Here is a 13,573-nt window from a genome sequence, read left to right as displayed (position 1 = left end):
TCATGGAAAAATTCGACGTGGTCATTGTCGGAGGCGGCTTCACTGGCCTCACTGCCGCGTACGTACTGGCCAAGCAAGGCAAACGTGTTCACGTACTGGAAGCCGACGATACGCCAGGCGGACTGGCCGGCACCTTCAATTTCAATGATGGTGTCAAGGTCGAGAAGTTCTATCATCACTGGTTCAACAACGACGTTTACGTGCCCGAGCTGGTTAAGGAGCTGGGCCTGGACGGCGACATCATGTTGCTGCCGACGCGCACGGGCATGTATTTCAACGGCCGCCTGTGGAAGCTGTCGACGCCGCTGGATCTGTTGCGTTTCAAGGCGCTATCGTTCGTGGATCGTATCCGGCTGGGGTTGCTGGTGTTCCAGGTGCGGCGCATCAAGGATTGGAAGACCATCGAGCACCTGAGCATCCGGGAGTGGCTCGAACCCCTGTGCGGGAAGACGGTCTACAAGGTCGTCTGGGAGCCGCTGATCAATTCCAAGTTCTCTGTTTTCGCCGAGGCCGTCAATGCGGTCTGGATGTGGAAGAAGCTGGTGCTGCGTGGCGGTACCCGCAACGACAAGGGAGGGGAGGAGCTTGCCTACTTCAAGGGCGGCTTTGGTCGCTTGGCTGAGGCGCTGGCCGACGGTATCCGGCAGCATGGCGGGCACGTGAGTTTCGGCCGTCGGGTTACCGGCATCGAAGCGAATGGCTCCGAGATCGCGCGCCTGAAGACGGACCTGGGGACGGTCGAAGGTGACAAGTATCTGTTCACGCCATCGTTCCCCATCATTGCCGACATTTTCGAAGGTTCCGCCGATCCCCAGTGGGTCGCGGCGTTGCGGCGCGTGAAGTACCTGGGGAACATGTGCCTGGTCCTGCGTTTGAACCAGAGCCTGTCCGAGACCTATTGGCTCAACGTCAACGATCCGGGATTTCCTTTCGTTGGAGTCATCGAGCACACTAATTTCGACTCGCCGGAAAACTACCGTGGCTCGCGCATCGCGTATCTGTCGCGGTACCTGGCTACTGACGATCCGGTCTGGGCCTACAACGACGAACAGTATTTCCAGTTCGCCATGGAACATCTGAAGAGAATGTTCCCCAAGCTGGATCAGTCGTGGGTACTGGACTACAAGGTTTGGCGATCCGAATACGCGCAGCCGGTTACCGAGCGGAATTATTCGTCCTATGTGCCTGGCCGCGATACCCCCTATGCCAATGCCTTTATCTCGACAATGGCGCAGATCTACCCGGAAGACCGGGGAACCAACTATGCCATCAGAGAAGGCCGCGAGATTGCGCGCGTCTTGACGCAGGATTGATGATCGGATCGGTAGGAGGGGGTATGACGCAGTTTTTCCAGGGGCGCGGCTTCCAGGTTGCAGCGCTCATGTTGGCGGCCTTCCTGGTCCTGATCGTGAACCGGGAGTTCGGTGTCGCGGACAATGGGGATTTTGGGCGCTACATGGGAGAATTCGCTTCCATCCCCGTGGGCTCGACCGAAGAGAATCCGGCGGTATACAGCAGGGAATGGCAGTATCGCTATTTCCAGCAACCGGTCTTCTACTGGAATTCGCCTGGCTCGACTTTCAGCGAGCCTTGGTTCACGTCGGCCATTCTATTTTGGCGGGCTGGCGAGATACTGGGAAAGTACTTGTTCAGTGCGGACGTTGTGAGCCTCAGGTACATCGGGCTGCCATTGTTCCTTCTCCATTTCCTAGCGCTTGCATTACTGGTGCGAAGAGTGCCTCCCTTGGCGGCGGGTCCTTCCCTGTTGTTGTTGGGCACGTTCCTGATCATGACGGATGCCCGCACGACCGCTTTCTACAACTCGTTTTACGCGGAGTCCGTTTCATTTGCGGCGCTCTTTCTCGTGTTCGCCTTCCTGGCGAGCCACGTATGGTCCGGCCACGCGGTACCGCGGCGAGGATGGAAAGAGAGTGTGATATGTAGCGCGGTATTGGCGGCCCTGGTTGCCGCGATGTTCGCGAAGAGACAATATCTGTACTTTATCGGTCCGGCGCTAGTGCTGGTCTATTACTATGCGAAAGCCGGCGTTCGGCTGAGCGGTGTGAAGTGCGCTGTTGTGGTGGGGGGGGGCGCGGTGGCGCTAGCGTGCGTGGCGGGCGCGCTCACGACCGCCAAACGGATCGATAATCCCGAAGAGTTGCTGGCTTCCCGCTTCACCAGTTTCCATGCTCTTTATTACGGCTTGCTGCCTCATTCCAAGAAGCCGTCGCAGGTGCTGGAAGCATTGGATCTGCCTGCAACATCGATATCGCTTATCGGAAAGAGTGCTTGGCACCCTGATACGGGAAGGTTTGTTGCCGAACACCCGGAGATCACTGTCAAGACCTTCCTAAAGGCCATTGTGCTCGACCCGCGCGCATTCTTGGGGTCGCTGTGGCAGAACGCCAAGGAGGTGGGTAACTTCGATACCGCATTGGGGATGATTCATGGCGAAAAGGCCAAGTACCCTCCAGCGCTGGTATCCGCTTTTGCCGTGGGGTCCACCAAGGTGGCCGGTGCCGGGATTTTCGTTTTGTCGATTCTGCTGGCCGGGATATTGGCGATTTTTCCCGCTGGCGCGTCGCCTGAGGGCAGATTCGCGTCGAGAATCCTGAGCGTCACGCTGCTGGTGATCATCTTGGCCGACGTGGTCATATCGACGTTCGATGGGCGCCAGGAGGCCCGCAAGCACGTGATGGTAGCCAGCTTGGCTGCGGCCCTGATGCTGGTTCACGCGGTGTCATCATGCGCGGCGCATTGGGCCCACAGACGCGCCACCGATTGGAGGCAGCCTGACTGAGCAAGCATGCTGCGGGGGGGGGCTAATGTCGAATGGGCCCCTGGCTAGCTCGGGCTCTGGGCCAGGCTATGGGGGCACGTTTGGGGGCACTGTTCGGGGCGGCTGTACGTTGCTCGAGATGTGAAAAGCCCCAGTGCTCGTGGGAGCACTGGGGCCTTGTATTCTGGTGGCCTGGGGCGGAATCGAACCACCGACACGCGGATTTTCAATCCGCTGCTCTACCAACTGAGCTACCAGGCCAACGAAGTCCGCAACTATACACAATTTTTTGGACTTGTGCCAGCCGCCTCGAAAAAAGTGTGAAGAATTTTCGGGCCGCCTTCCAACGCGGCAAGCGGCAGGGGCGCATGGTATCGCAAACGGCCATTGCATGGGGTGCGACACACGGTCGCGGCCAGGGGCCCGAATGGCGTGGGGATAACCCGCGGGAGTATAATCATGGCCGGTCCGCTGTTACATGCACGCTGCACCGCATGGGCTTTGCGGGGACCACAGCTCTAATACTCACGGCCTTGTCCTTTACATGTCGGTAGCTGTCCTAGCCTTCGGTCTGAATCACACGTCCGCGCCGGTTTCGGTTCGCGAACGCGTGTCCATGCCCGTCGATCTGGTCAAGCCGGCGCTGGAAGGCCTACGTTCCGCGTTCGGCGGGTCGGTGCGCGAAGCCGCCATCCTGTCGACCTGCAACCGCACCGAAATCTATTGCGCCGCCGACGGCCACGTGGCCGACCAGCTGCCCGCGTGGCTGGCCGAGCACAACCGCCTCGATGCCGGCACGCTGCGCCCGCATCTGTACCGCCACCAGCAGGACGACGCCGTGCGCCACGCCTTCCGCGTGGCCAGCGGGCTCGATTCCATGGTGCTGGGCGAAACCCAGATCGTTGGCCAGATGAAGGACGCCGTGCGCGCGGCTGGCGAAGCCGGTTCGCTCGGCACGCTGCTGCACCAGATGTTCCAGCGCACCTTCTCGGTGGCCAAGGAAGTCCGTTCGCAGACCGCCATCGGCGCGCAGTCGGTGTCCATGGCCGCCGCCGCGGTGCGCCTGGCCGAACGCGTGTTCGGCAACCTGGACCAGGCCCGCACGCTGTTCATCGGCGCGGGCGAAATGATCGAGCTGTGCGCCACCCACTTCGCCGCGCAGCGTCCGCGCAGCATGGTGGTGGCCAATCGCACGGCCGAACGCGCCGAGCTGCTGGCCAACCGGTTCTCGGCCAGCACCATGAAGCTGTCGGACCTGACCGAGCGCCTGTCCGAATTCGACGTGGTGGTCTCCTGTACGGCCAGCTCCCTGCCCATCCTCGGTTTGGGGATGGTGGAACGGGCCACGCGCCTGCGCCGCCACCGTCCCATGGTGATGATCGACCTGGCCGTGCCGCGCGACATCGAACCCGAGGTCGGCCGCCTGGACGACGTCTACCTGTATTCCGTCGATGACCTGGGCCGCCTGGTCCAGACCGGCACCGACGCCCGCCGCGCCGCGGTAGTGCAGGCCGAGGCCATCATCGAAACCCGCGTCCAGGGCTTCATGCACTGGATGCAATCGCGCGAAGTGGTGCCCGTCATCCGCGACCTGCACCAGGCCGCCGAAGACGTCAGCGCCGCCGAACTCGAACGCGCCCGCCGCCTGCTGGCGCGCGGCGAATCGCCGGAGGCCGTGCTCGAGCAACTGGCCCACGGCCTGACCCAGAAATACCTGCATGGCCCGCTGGCGGCGTTGAACCGCAGCGAAGGCGAGGACCGCAAGCAACTGCTTGCCTGGATGCCGCGCCTGTTCCCCGGCCGCGACTCCCGCCGTTAGCGGCGCTGCCTCCGCCCCGCCTTGCGGCGGGCGCTCGTTGCGGGCGCCCGCCATTTCCGTTTTCCCTTGCTGAATCCCCATCATGAAATCTTCCATGCGCAGCCGGCTGGAGCATCTGTGTCACCGCCTTATCGAGGTGGACGCGCTGCTGGCCGAACCGGAAACCGCGTCCGACATGGACCGCTTCCGCAAGCTGTCGCGCGAGCGCGCCGAACTGGAGCCGGTGGTCGAGGCGTTCACCGCCTTCGTGCGCGGCGAGGAAGACCTGGCGACCGCGCAGGAGATGCTGGCCGATCCCGAGCTGAAGGCGATGGCCGAGGACGAGATCAAGAGCGGCCGCGTCAAGCTCGAATCGCTGGAGGCGGCGCTGCAATTGCTGCTGCTGCCGCGCGACCCCAATGACGGCCGCAGCGTGTTCCTGGAAATCCGCGCTGGCACCGGCGGCGACGAAAGCGCGCTGTTCTCGGGCGACCTGCTGCGTATGTACACGCGCTACGCCGAACAGCGCGGCTGGCGCGTCGAGCTGATGTCGGAAAGCCCGTCGGAGCTGGGCGGCTACAAGGAAGTGATCGCGCGCATCGAGGGCGACGGCGCCTACGGCCGCCTGAAATTCGAGTCCGGCGCGCACCGCGTGCAGCGCGTGCCCGCCACCGAGGCGCAGGGCCGCATCCACACCTCGGCCTGCACGGTGGCCATCATGGCCGAAGCCGACGAGATGTCGGAGATCGTCATCAACCCGAGCGACCTGCGCATCGACACCTTCCGCGCCAGCGGCGCCGGCGGCCAGCACATCAACAAGACCGACTCGGCCGTGCGTATCACGCACTTGCCGACGGGGCTGGTGGTGGAATGCCAGGACGACCGCTCGCAGCACCGCAACAAGGACAAGGCCATGCAGGTGCTGGCCGCGCGCCTGAAGGACAAGGAAACGCGCGAGCGCCAGAGCAAGGAAGCGGCCGAGCGCAAGAGCCTGATCGGCTCCGGCGACCGTTCCGAGCGCATCCGCACCTACAACTTCCCGCAGGGCCGCGTCACCGACCATCGCATCAACCTGACGCTGTACAAGCTGCAGCAGATCATGGAAGGCGACCTGGAAGAGCTGACCGGCGCGCTGATCGCCGAGCACCAGGCCGAGCAGTTGGCGGCGCTGGGCGACGATATCTGAGCGGCTGGGCGGCCCCTTCGGCGAGAACGTTCCGACCATGACGACCCAGATCAAGAGCCTGTTGCTGGACACGCGCCTGCCCCGGCTCGAGGTGCGCATGCTGCTCGAGCACGTGCTGGCCAAGCCGCGCGCCTGGCTGCTGGCGCATGACACCGATCCGCTGGCGCCCGAAGTGGCCGCGGCCTACGAGGCGCTGGCGCAGCGCCGCCTGGCCGGCGAGCCAATGGCTTATCTGCTGGGCCAGCGCGAGTTCATGGGGCACATGTTCCGCGTCACGCCCGACGTGCTGATTCCGCGTCCGGACACCGAGGTGCTGGTGGAAACGGCGCTGGAATGCGTCGCCGGCCAAGCGGCGCCGGCGGTGCTGGATCTGGGCACCGGCAGCGGCGCCATCGCCATCTCGATCGCACTGGCGCGTCGCGATGCGCGGGTGATGGCCAGCGACGTCAGCGCCGCCGCGCTGGCGGTGGCCGCGGGCAATGCCTGGGAGCTGACGGCCTCGGTGCGCTTCGTCGAAGGCAGCTGGTACGACGCGGTGCCGGCCGGCGAGGGCTTCGACCTGATCGTGTCCAACCCGCCCTATGTCGCCAGCGACGACCCGCACCTGGGGCAGGGCGACGTGCGCTTCGAGCCGCGTGGCGCGTTGACCGACGGCGCCGACGGCCTGGAAGACCTGCGCCGCATCGTGGCCGGCGCCCATCGCCACCTGAAGGCGGGCGGTGCGCTGTGGATGGAGCACGGCTGGGACCAGGCCGAAGCGGTGCGCGCCTTGCTGGCGGCGACGGGCTTCAGCGATGTCCATAGCCGACGCGACCTGGCCGGCATCGAGCGCATTTCCGGCGGACGCTGGCCCGGGCGTGGCTGACGCCGCACGGGCGATTTGTAACCGGCCGCCGCGCGGCGACCGGCCGATTCCCCGGGGCGGTTCCGGGGTATCCGGGACGAAATCCCGCCTGTACCTATAATTGGCGTATTCCGTTATGCCTCCTGTCCAAGAGACCACCATGAGCGACGTTCAAGAATTCATCCGCGAAACCGTGACCCAGCACCCGGTCGTGCTGTTCATGAAGGGCACCGCCCAATTCCCGCAATGCGGCTTTTCCGGCAAGGCCATCCAGATCCTCAAGAGCTGTGGCGTCAAGAAGCTGGTCACCGTGAATGTGCTGGAGGACGACGAAGTCCGCCAGGGCATCAAGGAATTCTCCAGCTGGCCCACCATTCCGCAGCTGTACGTGGCCGGTGAATTCATCGGCGGTTCGGACATCATGAACGAGATGAACGAGTCCGGCGAACTGAAGACCCTGCTGGAGCAATCCGGCGCCACGGCCTGATTCCATGCGGCGACTGGTCGTCGGCATCACGGGCGCCACCGGCGCCCTGTACGCGGTGCGCATGCTGCAGGCGCTGCGCGGCGTGGACGATGTCGAGACGCACCTGGTGGTGTCGGCCTCGGGCGTGCTCAACATCAAGCACGAACTCGATGTCAGCCGTCATGATGTCTACGCGCTGGCCGACCACGTGCACAGCGTGCGCGATGTGGGCGCCACGCTGGCCAGCGGCGCGTTCCAGACGGCCGGCATGGTCATCGTGCCGTGCTCGATGCGCACGCTGGCGGCCGTGGCCCATGGCCTGTCCGACAACCTCATCACGCGCGCGGCCGACGTCACGCTCAAGGAGCGTCGCCGCCTGGTGATGATGGTGCGCGAAACGCCCTTCAACCTGGCGCACCTGCGCAACATGACCGCCGTCACCGAGATGGGCGGCATTGTGTTTCCGCCGCTGCCGGCGTTCTATCACCGGCCGGCCAGCATCGAGGAAATGGTGGATCACACCGTGGCCCGGGTGCTGGAGCTGTTCGACATCCATGTGCCCGGTCCGCACTGGGAAGGCATGAAATAAGCGCCGCCGCGGCCCCCGGGCCGTGATGGTCCAACGCCCCGGGGATCTACCGATTCCTGGGGCGTTTTCGTTTTACCGTGCGCGTGGGCGCCATGGCTCAGCGCGCTGCGATCACTCCACCAACCCCAGGCCGTTCAAGGCCGCCAGGTTTTCCGGCCAGCGGCGCGCGCGGGCGTTCTGCAGTTCGATGCGGGCCCAGGCCATCCAGCCGGCCCACTCGATGCGCTTGTCCCAGGCGGTGCCCCAGGCTTGCAGCGCGGCCAGGCCGGCGGCGGCGTGGCCTGCGGCGGCCTCGAAGTCGCCGGCGGTCAGCGCCAGTTGCGCCAGCAGCAGGCGCGGCTCGGCGACCCACGGGTTGTGCGCCACCGCGGCGTCCAGCATGTGGCGCGCGGTGTCCATTTCGGTCTGCGGGTGCATGCGGGTGACGACCTGCCAGTAGAGCGCGCTGGCGGCGGCCTCGTCGCGCGGGCTGAGGGTGGCGCGGCAATGGTCGAACGCGGGTGGCACGGGGATGCCGGTATCGGCCGGCAGCGCTGACAGCGGCGCCAGCAGGTGCGACAGCATCGACAGGATGTTCGACGGCGGCTTCAGCGGGCCGGGCCACAGCGACGCGGCCCAATGCGATTTGAGGTCGCGGCGCTGCTGCTGCGGATAGCCGGCGAAGATCTCGTCCTGCCAGCTATGCCATTGCTCGCCGATGTCGGCGGCCGACACCACGATGAAGGCGGCGACCTGGCGCGGGGTGAAGGTGAAGACCTGGCCGTCGGCGCCTTCCAGCGTCAGGCCCTCGGCCCCTCGGCCCTGGCCTTTCAGGATGGCCTGCACGAAGCGGGTGCGCGGCATGGCGCAGAACAGGCTGACCCATTCCTCGGCCTCGGCCCCGAGCACCTCGCGCAGCGTGTTGCGTTCGCGCTCGCGGTCGAACAGGGTGAGGTCGACGTACTCGTTGCCATACACGCTGTGGAACAGGCCCAGCAGCCGCACTTCGCGCGGCTGGTTCCATAGCGTCAGGGTGCGGTAGACGCCAAGCAGGTGGTGCTTGAAGGTGCCGGCCTTGTGCCAGTCTTCGCCGGCGCTGCGGGCAAAGAGCAGGTCGAGCAGGGCGGGCAGGTCGGCATCCACCGCGGCATAGTGGTCGGCCAGCAGGGCGCGCGCGTGGGGATGCAGTTCGTTGGGGGTGGACATGGCAATGACGGCAAGGTGTTTGAATCCAGCCGCTATTGTGTCGCGCCGGCGCGGGCTTGTCATCGCGGCGGGCTTTATATGGAAAGACGCATATCAATATGAAAATTCATCGCTTCCGGTTTTGAAGGACGCTCACTAGAATCCGGGGCTTCCATTCCCTGTTCGATAGCCGAGATTCCCATGCGTCTACGCCACACCCTGGCCGCCCTTGCCACCCTTATCGGATTTGCCGCCGCCGCGCCGGCCATGGCGCAGGACGCCGAATTGAAAGTCGGCGTGACTGTCGGCCCGCATGCCCAGATCGGCGAAGTGGTGCAGCAGGTCGCGGCCAGGCAGGGCCTGAAGGTCAAGCTGGTCGAGTTCAGCGATTTCATCCAGCCCAACGCCGCGCTCGATGCCAAGGAGCTGGACCTGAACATCTACCAGCACAAGCCCTTCCTGGAATCGCAGAACAAGGCGCGCGGCTACAAGCTGGTGCCGGTGGCCACGGCGGTGGTGCAGCAGATGGGCATCTACTCCAAGCGCGTGAAGTCGCTGGACGAGCTGCAGCCGGGCGCCAAGGTGGCGATCCCCAACGACCCGACCAACGGCGCCCGCGCGCTGCTGGTGCTGCAGGCCGCCAAATTGATCAAGCTGAAGGACGGCGTGACCGTGACGGCTTCGCTGTTCGACGTGGTCGACAACCCCAAGAAGCTCAAGTTCGTCGAGATCGAGGCCGCGCAACTGCCGCACTCGCTGGCCGACGTGGACGCCGCCGCGGTGAATTCGGCCTACGCCATCCCGGCCGGCCTGTCGCCCGCCAAGGATGCGCTGGTGCTGGAAAGCAAGGAGGCGCCGTTCGCCGCCGTGGTCATCGCCGCGCGCGAGGACAACAAGAACGATCCGCGCATCGCGCGCTTCATCAAGGCCTACCAGTCCGACGAGGTGAAGGCCTTCGTGGCGCAGAAGTTCCCTGGCGCGTACAGCACCTCCTGGTAAGCGATGTCGACGCTGACGATCTATCCGCAGGACGATCCCGCCGCCGGCCGGCGCCTCGATGACGCCGGCGAGATCCGGCGCGAGCTGGCCGCCATCGGCGTGACCTTCGAACGCTGGCGCGCGCAGGCGCCGGTGGCCCCCGGCGCGCCGCAGGCCGAGGTGCTGGCGGCGTATCGTCCCGAGATCGACCGGCTGGTGGCCGAGCGCGGCTATCGCAGCGTCGACGTGGTCAGCCTGGACCCGGCGCATCCCGAGCGCGAGGCCTTGCGCCGCAAGTTCCTTGCCGAGCACACGCACGCCGATGACGAGGTGCGCTTCTTCGTTGCCGGCAGCGGCCTGTTCACGCTGCATGCCGCCGGCCGCGTCTACGCGGTGCTGTGCGAGCAGGACGACCTGATCTCGGTGCCGGCCGGCCTGCCACACTGGTTCGACATGGGCTCGGCGCCCGCGTTCACCTGCATCCGGTTGTTCAATGACCCGGCGGGCTGGGTGGCGCGGTTCACGGGCGACGAGATCGCCACGCGTTTTCCGGTGCTGCCCTGACGACGAGGGCGCGGGGCGGCCTGGTCGCGTCCTCCGCGTCACGCGGTCCGGATACGCGCCCGGGCTGCGCCGCTACGTTCTTCCTTGCGGTTTGCCCTAAGCGTATTTGCCCGTCAGGCCCCCGTCCACCAGCAGTTCCGTGCCGGTGATGTACGAGGCTTCATCCGACGCCAGGAACGCCACCGCGTTCGCCACTTCCCAGGGCGTGCCCATGCGGCCCATCGGCACCTGCCGGTCGCGCGCCTTGCGCGCCGCCTCCAGGTCGTCCTTGGCGAACATGCCGGCCACGTTCCTGGCAACACGCGGCGTATCGATCAGGCCCGGGATCACGGTATTGACGCGGATGCCGTCGGCCGCGTACTGCTGCGCCGCCATGCGCGCGAAATGGATCACGGCGGCCTTGCTGACGCTGTAAGCCAGGTGGGGATAACCGGTGTAGCGGATGCCGGCGATCGACGATACGGTGACGATGGCGCCGCCGCCCTGTGCCCGCATCACGGGCGCCAGCAGGCGCGTGGCGATCAGCAGGCTGGTGACGTTGACGCGCTGGATGCGGTCCCAGTCGGCCAGGTCGATGTCTTCCGGGCCGCCGACCTTGCCGATGCCGGCGTTGGCTTGCAGCACGTCGATGCGGCCGTAGTGGGCCAGTGCCGCGGCCACCGCGGCCCGCATGGCGTCGGCGTCGGCCACGTCGGCCTGCACCGGCAGCGCCTGGCCGCCGGCTCGCTCGACTTCATGGGCCGCGTCCTCGGCCGCCGCCCGGTCGGCGTCCAGCGCGATGATGGCCGCGCCCTGACGCGCCAGCGTCACGCAACTGGCCTTGCCGATGCTCCAGCCGGCGGCCGAGGAACCGGCGCCGGCCACCAGCGCGATCTTGCCCGCCAGCCGCGCGCCGGGCGCGGGCGGGATCACGACGGTTCTCCGTCGCGCTGGTGCGACTTGCCCTTGCCGACGTAGGGAATGGCGTGGTCGATGGTTTCCCAGATAAAGCGGCCGCTCGGGCTCTGCTGCTCCTCGGCCACGTGCGACACCAGGCCGGCGGCGCGCGAGATGACCGCGAAGCCGCGCATCAGCGCGGTGGGCACGCCGATCTCGCTGAGCAGCGCGGCGACCGCGCCAGTGGCGTTGATGGTGATGTGCTTGCCGTAGGTCTCGTCGATCGCCGCCGCCAGCAGGCGCAGCGCCTTGAGCGAATCGCCGGGCAGGTCCGGCTCGGCCTCGGCCAGCGCCAGCAGCTTGATCGAACGCGGGTCGTCGGGCTTGTGCAGGTGATGGCCGAAGCCCGGCAGCGGCTGGCGGCTGGCGCGGAATTCCTGCGCGATCGCCAGCGCCTCGGCGCGGCCGTCGGCGGCCTGGCGGATGCGGTCCAGCAGGCGCGAGCAGTTCTCCATGGTGCCGACGAACTGGCTGCCGACTGCCATCAGGCCGGATGCCACCGCGCCCTGCAGGTTTTCGGGCGCGCTCATGTAGATCAGGCGGGTGGCGATGGCGCTGGGCGTGAGGCCATGCTCCATCAGGGTCACCAGCACCGCGTCGACGATGCGCATGTCCACCGGCCGCGCCTCGCGGCCCAGGATCTGCATGATCATGACTTCGGTGAAGGTCTTCTTGCCGATCAGGTCTTCCACCAGGTCGACGTCGCGGTACGACATGCCGGTGAGGTGATGGGCGCAGAGGCGGGTTTCGGGCGTGTTCATGAAGACTCCTTGAGGGCCGCGTCGCGCACGGCGTTCTTGAGCACCTTGCCGACGGGCGAGCGCGGCAGGCTGGCGTGGAGGTGGATCTGCTTGGGCGTGGCGACCGGGCCGAGCAGGCCGCGCACGTGGGCCTTGAGCGCGTCGGCGTCGGCCGCGACGCCGGGATGCAGTTGCACCGCGGCGTGGACGGCCTCGCCCCATTTGTCGTCGGGCAGGCCGAACACCGAGCATTCGTAGACGGCTGGATGCGACGACAGCGCGTTCTCGACATCCACGGGATACACGTTGAAGCCGCCGGTGATGATGACGTCGCGCAGGCGGTCCTTCAGGAACAGGTAGCCGCGTTCATCGATCAGGCCGGTGTCGCCCGTGTGCAGCCAGCCGTCGACGATGGTCTCGGCGGTCTTCTCGGGCAGGCGCCAGTAGCCCGACATCACCAGGTCGCCGCGCACCACCACTTCGCCGATCGCGCCGCGCGGCAGCAGGGCGCCGGCCGGGTCCATGATGGCGACGTCGGACAGCCAGGTGACGCGGCCGACCGAGGCGCGGTTGTCGGGCGATTCCAGGTCGGCCGGACGCAGCACCGTGACGATCTGCGGCGCCTCGGTCTGGCCGTAGGTGGTGCCCAGCACCGGGCCGAAGAAGGCGCGGGCGCGTTCGACTTTTTCGGGCGGCATGGGCGCGCCGCCGTAGATCAGGTTGCGCAGTCTCGGGAAATCGGCGCGCGACACGCCCGGCTGCGCCATGATCATGTAGATCAGCGTCGGCGGCATGAAGCTGAGCGTGCCGCCGCGTTCGCGGAAGGCGGCGGTGATCGAGGCCGGGGTGGCGCTGTCGAGCAGCACGTGCGCGCCGCCGCGCGCCAGCACCGGCAAGAGGTAGGTGCCGGTGCCATGCGTCACCGGAGCGGAGACCACGTAGCGGTCCTCGTGCGTCAGGCCCCAACTGTGGATCTGGTTGATGATGGCGGCGTTCCAGGCGTGATAGGGCTGCATCACGCCCTTGGGCAGGCCGGTGGTGCCGCCGGTGAACTTGATTGCCTGGGTGGCCTCGCGCGGCAACGCGTGGCACAGCGGTTCGCGCCCGGCGCCGCGTTGCAGCAGGGTCTCGAAGGCAACGCCCGCGGCGTCCGCCGACAGGCTGACGCGGTGCGGCGCGCCCGCCGCCACCAGCGCGTCGCCGGCACCGTCGACCATGACGATGGACGGCTCGGTGGCATCCAGGATGCGCCCGATCTCGCGCGCGGTGCTGCGGATGTTCAGTGGCACCCAGACCTTGCCGCTGGCCAGCACCGCCAGCAGCGCCAGGATATGCCGGCTGGTGTTGCCCGCGCACAGGGCGATGCGGGTCTGTGGCGCCGGGTCCAGGTCCTGCAACGCGGCGGCCAGCGCGCGCACGTCCGTGGCCAGCCGCGCATACGTCACCTGGCCCTCGGGCGCGTCCAGCGCCACGCGGTCCGGATACTGCTCGGCGGCGCGAAAAAAGAAATCTATCGGGTACACCCTGGT

General features: G+C 66.6%; 13 protein-coding genes and 1 tRNA gene. 9 read left to right on the top strand and 5 right to left on the bottom strand.

What is annotated here, in order from left to right; translation table 11 throughout:
* Nucleotides 1–2 precede the first annotated feature (2 nt).
* Together ACVN9Z_RS05060 and wsfD are read left to right on the top strand one after the other, a co-directional pair.
* Complete coding sequence (locus ACVN9Z_RS05060) at nucleotides 3–1,313, top strand: NAD(P)/FAD-dependent oxidoreductase (protein WP_458213194.1); 1,311 nt, start codon at nucleotides 3–5, stop codon at nucleotides 1,311–1,313.
* 23 nt (nucleotides 1,314–1,336) lie between these two features.
* Nucleotides 1,337–2,800, top strand: coding sequence for a glycan biosynthesis hexose transferase WsfD (wsfD, locus tag ACVN9Z_RS05055; RefSeq protein WP_458213193.1), 1,464 nt, complete (start codon nucleotides 1,337–1,339; stop codon nucleotides 2,798–2,800).
* A 164-nt stretch (nucleotides 2,801–2,964) separates the two neighbouring features.
* On the opposite strand, the gene ACVN9Z_RS05050 is transcribed toward wsfD, so the two are convergent.
* Nucleotides 2,965–3,040: transfer RNA gene (locus ACVN9Z_RS05050), tRNA-Phe, on the bottom strand.
* Between the two features lie 283 nt (nucleotides 3,041–3,323).
* Here ACVN9Z_RS05050 and hemA point away from each other — a divergent pair.
* From hemA to ACVN9Z_RS05025, 5 genes are all read left to right on the top strand, one after another.
* The gene (gene hemA / locus ACVN9Z_RS05045; RefSeq protein WP_006389995.1) at nucleotides 3,324–4,598 is read left to right on the top strand and encodes a glutamyl-tRNA reductase; all 1,275 of its coding nucleotides are present in this window, start codon (nucleotides 3,324–3,326) and stop codon (nucleotides 4,596–4,598) included.
* 82 nt (nucleotides 4,599–4,680) lie between these two features.
* Entirely contained in the window at nucleotides 4,681–5,763 is a 1,083-nt protein-coding gene (gene prfA / locus ACVN9Z_RS05040) for a peptide chain release factor 1 (RefSeq protein WP_006389996.1), read from the top strand.
* Nucleotides 5,764–5,800: 37 nt separating this feature from the next.
* The gene (gene prmC / locus ACVN9Z_RS05035) at nucleotides 5,801–6,628 is read left to right on the top strand and encodes a peptide chain release factor N(5)-glutamine methyltransferase (RefSeq protein ID WP_006389997.1); all 828 of its coding nucleotides are present in this window, start codon (nucleotides 5,801–5,803) and stop codon (nucleotides 6,626–6,628) included.
* A 139-nt stretch (nucleotides 6,629–6,767) separates the two neighbouring features.
* Nucleotides 6,768–7,094, top strand: a complete 327-nt coding sequence (grxD, locus tag ACVN9Z_RS05030; RefSeq protein ID WP_006389998.1) for a Grx4 family monothiol glutaredoxin — start codon at nucleotides 6,768–6,770, stop codon at nucleotides 7,092–7,094.
* Between the two features lie 4 nt (nucleotides 7,095–7,098).
* The gene (locus tag ACVN9Z_RS05025) at nucleotides 7,099–7,662 is read left to right on the top strand and encodes a UbiX family flavin prenyltransferase (protein WP_006389999.1); all 564 of its coding nucleotides are present in this window, start codon (nucleotides 7,099–7,101) and stop codon (nucleotides 7,660–7,662) included.
* Nucleotides 7,663–7,773: 111 nt separating this feature from the next.
* On the opposite strand, the gene ACVN9Z_RS05020 is transcribed toward ACVN9Z_RS05025, so the two are convergent.
* Complete coding sequence (locus tag ACVN9Z_RS05020) at nucleotides 7,774–8,847, bottom strand: DUF6817 domain-containing protein (protein WP_458213192.1); 1,074 nt, start codon at nucleotides 8,845–8,847, stop codon at nucleotides 7,774–7,776.
* 180 nt (nucleotides 8,848–9,027) lie between these two features.
* Here ACVN9Z_RS05020 and ACVN9Z_RS05015 point away from each other — a divergent pair, with 180 nt between their 5' ends.
* Nucleotides 9,028–9,825: a MetQ/NlpA family ABC transporter substrate-binding protein gene (locus tag ACVN9Z_RS05015; protein WP_149895576.1), complete on the top strand. Its 798-nt coding sequence runs from the start codon at nucleotides 9,028–9,030 to the stop codon at nucleotides 9,823–9,825.
* Nucleotides 9,826–9,828: 3 nt separating this feature from the next.
* Nucleotides 9,829–10,368, top strand: coding sequence for a 1,2-dihydroxy-3-keto-5-methylthiopentene dioxygenase (locus tag ACVN9Z_RS05010; RefSeq protein ID WP_047992041.1), 540 nt, complete (start codon nucleotides 9,829–9,831; stop codon nucleotides 10,366–10,368).
* Between the two features lie 96 nt (nucleotides 10,369–10,464).
* Here the strand turns inward: ACVN9Z_RS05010 and ACVN9Z_RS05005 are convergent, their stop codons facing one another.
* The 3 genes from ACVN9Z_RS05005 to ACVN9Z_RS04995 are packed head-to-tail and all read right to left on the bottom strand — an operon-like array spanning nucleotide 10,465 to nucleotide 13,567.
* Nucleotides 10,465–11,280: an SDR family NAD(P)-dependent oxidoreductase gene (locus ACVN9Z_RS05005; RefSeq protein WP_054443574.1), complete on the bottom strand. Its 816-nt coding sequence runs from the start codon at nucleotides 11,278–11,280 to the stop codon at nucleotides 10,465–10,467.
* Nucleotides 11,277–12,065, bottom strand: a complete 789-nt coding sequence (locus ACVN9Z_RS05000) for a citryl-CoA lyase (RefSeq protein ID WP_006390004.1) — start codon at nucleotides 12,063–12,065, stop codon at nucleotides 11,277–11,279. Before ACVN9Z_RS05000 ends, ACVN9Z_RS05005 begins: the two co-directional genes overlap by 4 nt.
* The gene (locus tag ACVN9Z_RS04995; RefSeq protein ID WP_458213191.1) at nucleotides 12,062–13,567 is read right to left on the bottom strand and encodes a class I adenylate-forming enzyme family protein; all 1,506 of its coding nucleotides are present in this window, start codon (nucleotides 13,565–13,567) and stop codon (nucleotides 12,062–12,064) included. The genes ACVN9Z_RS05000 and ACVN9Z_RS04995 overlap by 4 nt, the downstream gene beginning before the upstream one ends.
* Nucleotides 13,568–13,573 lie beyond the last annotated feature (6 nt).

The sequence above is a fragment of the Achromobacter sp. KK8 genome (assembly GCF_054188005.1).
Note: the sequence above shows the minus strand (reverse complement) of the source record. Positions and strands in the feature narration are given on the sequence as shown.